This window comes from Funiculus sociatus GB2-C1, from assembly GCF_039962115.1.
GTDB classification, from domain to species: Bacteria; Cyanobacteriota; Cyanobacteriia; order Cyanobacteriales; family FACHB-T130; genus Funiculus; species Funiculus sociatus.
This window is the reverse complement of sequence record NZ_JAMPKJ010000023.1, coordinates 80,975-88,078: the sequence shown is the minus strand read 5'-3', so window position 1 is coordinate 88,078 and position 7,104 is coordinate 80,975. Positions and strand designations below refer to the sequence as shown.

The 7,104-nt window shown below is 44.7% G+C and carries 4 protein-coding genes and 1 pseudogene; 1 reads left to right on the top strand and 4 read right to left on the bottom strand.

Annotated elements, in window-relative coordinates; translation table 11 throughout:
• The first annotated feature begins 154 nt into the window (after positions 1–154).
• A pseudogene (locus NDI42_RS13190) lies at positions 155–905 on the top strand (IS1 family transposase).
• Positions 906–1,501: 596 nt separating this feature from the next.
• Here NDI42_RS13190 and ilvD read toward each other — a convergent pair.
• From ilvD to NDI42_RS13170, 4 genes are all read right to left on the bottom strand, one after another.
• Positions 1,502–3,346, bottom strand: a complete 1,845-nt coding sequence (gene ilvD / locus NDI42_RS13185; protein ID WP_190459333.1) for a dihydroxy-acid dehydratase — start codon at positions 3,344–3,346, stop codon at positions 1,502–1,504.
• A gap of 624 nt (positions 3,347–3,970) precedes the next feature.
• Positions 3,971–4,156 (bottom strand): hypothetical protein, encoded by a 186-nt coding sequence (locus NDI42_RS13180; RefSeq protein WP_348231411.1) that lies wholly within the window; start codon positions 4,154–4,156, stop codon positions 3,971–3,973.
• Positions 4,157–4,290: 134 nt separating this feature from the next.
• Positions 4,291–4,842 (bottom strand): hypothetical protein, encoded by a 552-nt coding sequence (locus tag NDI42_RS13175; protein WP_199311400.1) that lies wholly within the window; start codon positions 4,840–4,842, stop codon positions 4,291–4,293.
• Between the two features lie 91 nt (positions 4,843–4,933).
• Positions 4,934–6,742: an EAL domain-containing response regulator gene (locus NDI42_RS13170; protein WP_190459331.1), complete on the bottom strand. Its 1,809-nt coding sequence runs from the start codon at positions 6,740–6,742 to the stop codon at positions 4,934–4,936.
• Between the last annotated feature and the right edge of the window lie 362 nt (positions 6,743–7,104).

The following is a 7,104-nucleotide window of genomic DNA, read 5'->3' as shown; positions in this document are numbered from 1 at the left end:
CATAGACTTCAATTACTTTTTGCCGAAACTCAATCGGATAAGGTCTCATTGCTGATTTTTATAATTTATATACTTGCACCACATCGTACCCCATAACTCTGAGAATTGCTATAAATGCTATAGTTCTTAAAAAATATAAAAATTTTTAGTAATTATGTTTACTTCTAAGACTGAGTGCCCTCGTTGCGGTTCTAACCATATTGTTAAAAATGGCAGGATTCTACAATAAAAAACCTAAATATAAATGTCAAGATTGTGGCACGCAATTTGTTGGAAACCCTAAGAATAAGATCATTGATAAGCATACGTTGACTTACATTGACAAAATGTTAATGGAGAAAATTTCCTTAGCAGGAATTTCCCTTAGTAACTAGCGTTTCTCAAAAATGGCTTCAAAACTACGTTAATACTAAATATGCTTCATTTCCCAAGCAGGTAAAAGTTTCAAGGAAACCTAAATTTAAATTACACATCGAATGTGATGAAGCTTGGCCATTCGTTAATCATAAAGGTAATAAGCAGTGGATTTGATTAGCATTGGATAAAAGAAATAGAAAGATTGTCGGTTGTTATATTGGCGAGTACAGCGAACAAGGGGCTAGAGGATTATGGGATTCTCTCCCATGAATTTATCGCGGAGCCGGAGACGCTCCGCCTCCGGGCAATGTGCTGTTTGTTATACAGATTATTGGGCGGCTTATGAGCAAGTTATTCCAAGCGAACGGCATAAAGACGTAGGTAAAAAGAGTGGGCTGACCAACCATATTGAGAGGTTTAATAATATGATGCGTCAAAGAATTTCTTAATTGGTTAGGAAAACTTTGTCTTTTTATAAAAAGGTAGAAAACCACATTGGGGCTATCTGGTATTTTATCCATCATTATAATGCGTCGCTATCTAAATAGTAATTTTTTCACTATATATTTACCACTACCTTTATCCACTACTATAATGCGTCGCTATGTAGGTAGTAATTTTTTCACTATATATTTACCAGTACCCAAATACTGTTTTAGGTGGAGTTGTTATGAGAACCCAACCCGCGCTGCCGATTAAGCTAAAATCTCCCCCTGGCAAAAGCTCAAAACTTCTACCTAGAGGGACTTTCCACCATTTTTGTCGCCTTTACATGTGTAAAATCGATGAAAACTCTCTCTATGCAGTGCCGGTTTCAATTGATTTTTTGTCGGTTGCAATGATAGTGCGATCGCACTATCATTGCGACAGCTTACATGGGTACATATTTCTGAAGATCAATAGCGTTGTCCCAGATATAGCAAGGACTTCAATATAAATTAGTACATTTGTATGGAGAACTTCAGTAAAAAAGGCTGAAACCTTTACCAAGTAAATGTTTGAAATGCTACTTTGCGGCTGGTGTCAGCACTTAAACACAGAAGGAGTAGACACTAGGAGCGAGGGGAGGTAAGGATAGGCTTTCCCACCTTACCATTTACCTATTGCAAGCGACACAACCCCGTTTTTGTGTCTGGGTATTTCTCTACTCCAGCATTTCCAGGTTTCGTACCGCGCCTTGATCCGCGCTAGTTGCCAGCAGGGCATAAGCCTTGAGTGCCGCACTCACCCGACGCTGCCGGGGCTGTGCAGGCTTCCAGGCATCTTTGCCCTTTGCTTCCATTGCAGCACGACGGTTGGCTAATTCCTCCGCCGATAGCTCCACATTGATGCTGCGATTGGGGATGTCGATGAGGATGCGATCGCCGTCCTGAACCAGAGCAATGTTGCCGCCCGCCGCCGCCTCCGGAGAGGCATGACCAATCGAGAGTCCCGAAGTCCCGCCGGAGAAGCGACCGTCGGTCAATAATGCACAAGCCTTGCCCAGTTCCTTGGATTTCAGGTAACTGGTTGGATAGAGCATTTCCTGCATACCAGGTCCACCGCGCGGGCCTTCATAGCGAATGATTACCACATCGCCTGGTTCTACTTCATCGCTAAGAATTCCTTTGACAGCGGCATCCTGACTTTCATAAATGCGCGCCTTGCCTTCAAAAAGATGAATGCTTTCGTCTACGCCTGCCGTCTTCACAATACAACCGCGCTCAGCCAGGTTGCCGTATAGCACAGCCAGTCCGCCCTCGTTGCTGTAGGCGTTTTCGAGGCGGCGGATACAGCCGTTTTCTCGATCCAAGTCGAGTGATGGCCAACGGGTCGATTGGCTGAACGCTTGCTGAGTTGGAATCCCAGCCGGGCCAGCTTTGAAGAAGGTGTGGACGGCTTCGTCATCGGTACGCATGACATCCCAGCGATCAAGGGCTTCTTTGAGCGTCTTACTGTGAACTGTTGGCACATCCGTGTGGAGCAGTCCGGCATGATCCAGCTCACCGAGAATGCCGGGGATACCACCGGCTCGGTGGACATCCTCCACATGATACTGGGGGGTGTTTGGTGCCACCTTGCAGAGTTGCGGAACTTGGCGCGAGAGACGATCAATGTCGGTCAAGGTAAAATTGACCCCGGCTTCATGAGCAGCAGCCAGCAAGTGCAGAATGGTGTTGGTGGACCCGCCCATTGCAATGTCCAGCTTCATGGCATTTTCAAACGCTTTGAAACTGGCGATAGAGCGGGGCAGTACCGATTCATCGTCCTGCTCGTAGTAACGGCGGGTAATGCTGACAATGGTCTTTGCGGCGTTGAGGAATAAATCCTTACGGTCGAAATGGGTCGCTAGCACAGTGCCATTGCCAGGTAAGGAAAGACCGATTGCCTCCGTGAGACAGTTCATTGAGTTGGCGGTGAACATACCGGAGCAAGAGCCGCAGGTTGGGCAGGCGGAACGCTCATACTCTTCGACCACCTCATCGCTGATACGGTCGTTCGCGGCAGCCACCATCGCATCCACTAGGTCTAGTTTGTGTTCCGAGAGCTTGGTCTTGCCAGCTTCCATAGGTCCGCCGGAGACGAATACGGCGGGAATGTTGAGACGCAGGGCTGCCATCAACATTCCGGGGGTGATTTTGTCACAGTTGGAAATGCAGACCAGCGCGTCGGCACAATGGGCATTGACCATGTACTCAACCGAATCGGCGATGATCTCGCGTGAGGGCAGACTGTAGAGCATCCCGTCATGGCCCATAGCGATGCCATCGTCCACGGCAATGGTGTTGAATTCCTTGGCGACACCACCGGCGGCTTCAATCTCACGGCACACCAATTGACCCAGATCCTTCAGGTGAACGTGACCGGGTACGAATTGGGTAAAGGAGTTGGCAACTGCAATGATTGGCTTCTCGAAATCCTCGGTGTGCATTCCGGTGGCGCGCCAGAGAGCGCGGGCACCGGCCATATTGCGTCCCTGGGTGGAGGTTTTGGAGCGATAGGTCGGCATGACGCATCCTGTTCGTCTAAGGGTTCTTAATAGTCTAGACTTTCTGGTTGTGTCACAAAAACTTCTCGGTGACAAATGCTCTGTGTCAATCTCGTTGCCTTAAGCGATAAGTCTAAAGATTTCTTGGATAAACTTTGCTTGAGACACACTATCCCTTTTGTCGATTCCATTCAATTGTCCTTTGTCGATTCCATTGACTTGTCCTTTGCGGATCATATTCATTGCCTCAATCTCACTTGAGGTTCTTCTTGCCGTATTGAAAGACTTAGGACTTAGAGGATATTTTAACCCACATTCCGCACCCTAAACTGTCACATCCTTGGAATTGTGATTGCTTATCCGGCTGGCAAGGCAAGTTAGTCAACAATTTAGCTTAACTCTCAACAATATTCAGAATAAATTGGTATTTTAGAGAAGTCAACTCAGAAACTCTTCCTAAATGGGAATTTTCTTTCAATGACTGGCTTAGCGCTATCTTCCTGGTAAGTCAGCTAACGCTTTAAAAATCAAGCTTCATTGTGTTTAATTTGTCAAGATTAAAAGAATGTCTCTCACGAAGGTAAATAGTAGTAACGACAGGTATCCGGGAAAAACACAAGTATCCATAATTCTTCATCCGTCTGATTAGAGATTTGCTTCACGCCGTTGGCAATTAGTAAATGTACGGCTTAGAAACATTGAAATATCCAATGGAACGTCGGACGTTCCGTCAACTTGCTGACGCTGATTTTTCTTCCCGACTGCGCTTGCTGCAAACCTTGACGCATCTGCCGTTGGCCCAGAGTATAAATCAACGGTAGTGATATTCAATGTTCAAAGCCTTGTACGGTAGGAGGTATAAGTAGATTTATCACTACTTCTATACCACTACCCCGTAGCCTTGTCTTATGCTTGAATGCTTGCAAGTTTAGGTGGTTATCACTACATATTTACCACTACCATTTTTAATTTCTAGACCGAACCCGCCAACTATCCTGACCAATGGATTGTATGTTCAGATCGCACACAGGGCTACTGGTACTAAAATCACAGGTGTAGGTAGCCAGTGCTTCATCCGGCTGGTTAACAATAAAAACCCTAGTGCTGTAGCCGAAATCTCTAGCAACCGTACCCATTTTGTTGACAAAACTATAGCGCCCCATATAGTCCAAAATACTCCAAAGTTGGCGGTTTACTATCAAATCCACCCGACGCTCATTAGGGTACGCTAACCAGTTTTCCAAAAGCTTGCCACCGAACTGTTCGTCAGCCCACCAGAGACTAGGATTTGTTAGCCCCGTCTCTGACATACTATTTGCTGTAATGACATTGCCCCTTGGCGGTATTGCCTCTGGATTGAGCAATTTGAATTCTAAAGGTTTGGTAGAAGGCAGCAGCACGGATGGTGTTTGTGCTTGCACTAAAAAAGGCGATAGACAATAAATAATAGGAAATAAGTAATAAACAATATTTTTTCCTGGTTGCTGTTTCCTGTTTTGTTTTCCTTGAAGTTTCATTTTTACTTACTTTAATCTCGTTTCTATTATTGTCTAGGGATTGTTGGCTAAGGTTCCCGGCTTTAAAAGTGTCTACTACAAGGGGGAAAGCTTAAAGTAACAAACGTTTACCCCTCAACAGCATCATTTCCATCTCAGCTGCGGGTATAGGACGACTGAACAGATAGCCTTGCATAGCATCGCACTGCTGCTGGCTTAAGAATGCCAGTTCAGCTTCAGTTTCTACTCCTTCCGCCGTGACTTTGAGATTGAGATTGTGAGCCAGTTGAATTACAGCAGTCATAATTGCTTGATTTTGGGCATCGCTGGTGACATCAGAGACAAAAGAACGATCGATTTTTAAGGTATCAAAGGGAAATTGTTTGAGATAGCTCAGGGAAGCATAGCCTGTGCCAAAATCATCAATGGCTATGTGAATGCCCAGTTGTTTCAATTCGTTTAAGGTAGCGATCGCGCCTGTAGCATTTTCCACCAAAATGCTCTCAGTCAGCTCTAATCCCAAAGTAGCTGGATTAACACCGACACTTTCTAATATCTGCACAATTCGCTGACTCAGCTCCGGTTGACTGAATTGCCGCCCCGACAAATTCACCGACACCCGGAACGATGAAAATCCAGTATCTCTCCATCTCTGAGCTTGAGCGCAGGCAGTTTGCAACACCCACTCCCCAAGCGGAACAATCAAGCCTGTCTCTTCTGCCAGAGGAATAAACTCTGCTGGTGAAACCATTCCCCGGACGGGGTGCTGCCAACGCACCAAGGCTTCAGCACCGATAATTTTCCCAGAGGAAAGATTTACAATCGGCTGATAATAAACCTGAAACTCTTTTTGTTCTAAGGCACGACGCAGACTCGCTTCTAGCTCCAGTTCTTCGCTAGAACCGACATTTATATCTGGAGTGTAAAACTGATAGTTATTCCCCTGAAGTTTTTGGGTATAAAACATCGCCGCTGAAGCTTTCTTCATCAGGCTGTCTAGATCCTGCCCATTGCTTGGATAAAAGGCTATGCCAATGCTGGCAGAGAGGAAAACTTCACCGCTTTCTAAGGTGAAAGATTCATTAATAGATGACACTATGGCTTGGGCAACACTGGCAACCATTTGTCTTTGACTTAAGGTTGCTAGAATAATTACAAATTGATCGGCATTCAAGCGAGCGATAGTGTCCTGTTTGCTAAGACAGGCTGTTATCCGTTCGGCAATTTTTTTAATTAATCTGTCGCTATTTTGATTTCCTAAGCCCTCGTTAATGCGGTTGAACCGATCCAATCCCAGGTACAGAAGTGGAACCCAACTTTGCAAGGAAGCTTCGCTGAAGGGGATTTGGGATGGTGAGAATGTAGATTCTAATTCCTCGCTGCTCCTGAACCCGTCTAGCTCTCTCCCTCGCTCCCTAGTGTCTATTATTTGACTGAACCGTTCTCGCAATAGCAACCGATTGGGAAGGTTAGTAATGTTGTCGTAATAAAGTAAGTGATTTAGTCTTTCTGCTGCTTGTCTGAGTGCCACGGTATAGGGTTGAGTAATGGCTGTTTGTCTTTTTAGGCGGGCAGCGATCGCGCCTAGCAGTTCATCTGGCGTACACGGCTTAGTTACATAGTCGTCCGCGCCAAGCTCCATACCTTGACGCAAATCGCCTCGTTCAGCCTTAGCGCTCAGGAAAATGAAGGGAATTGTCGCCGTCATCGGATCTTGACGTAGCGTTTTCAGCACCCCATAACCGTCCAGTTCGGGCATCATAACATCACAAATAATTAAATCGGGGCCGATAGCTCTTGCCATTTGTACCCCGATTAAGCCATTTTCTGCACCAGTAACATCGAAATTTTCTGCCTCCAGCAGTTCTAAAATATTGTACCGGACAAATTCTTCATCTTCTATTACTAAAATCTTTTTCATAGCTTTCTACTAGTCTTGTCCTTTTCTCTATAATTAACAACTGCTTGCTAACGACCACTTCACAACCAGCGCAGTATCCACATTATCCTTATATTTGAATATTTATTTACATTTTTTAACCCTCTTAACTTGTTAATTATAGCTAATTCTGTTTTTACCAGAAAATGCAACCGCTATTGCTAATTACCTGAAAGTTTGCTTTGTTTAGGCTTCCGTTTTCTAAAGAAGCCTTAATATTTTTATTATTCATCTATAATTCTGCTTTTTTACAAGCAAAAGAAATTTATTGGTAATATTTGAAAATTTTAGGGAATATTTGATTAAATAAGAGAGCAAATCACTTTCTTGTTTGGCAGTAATGT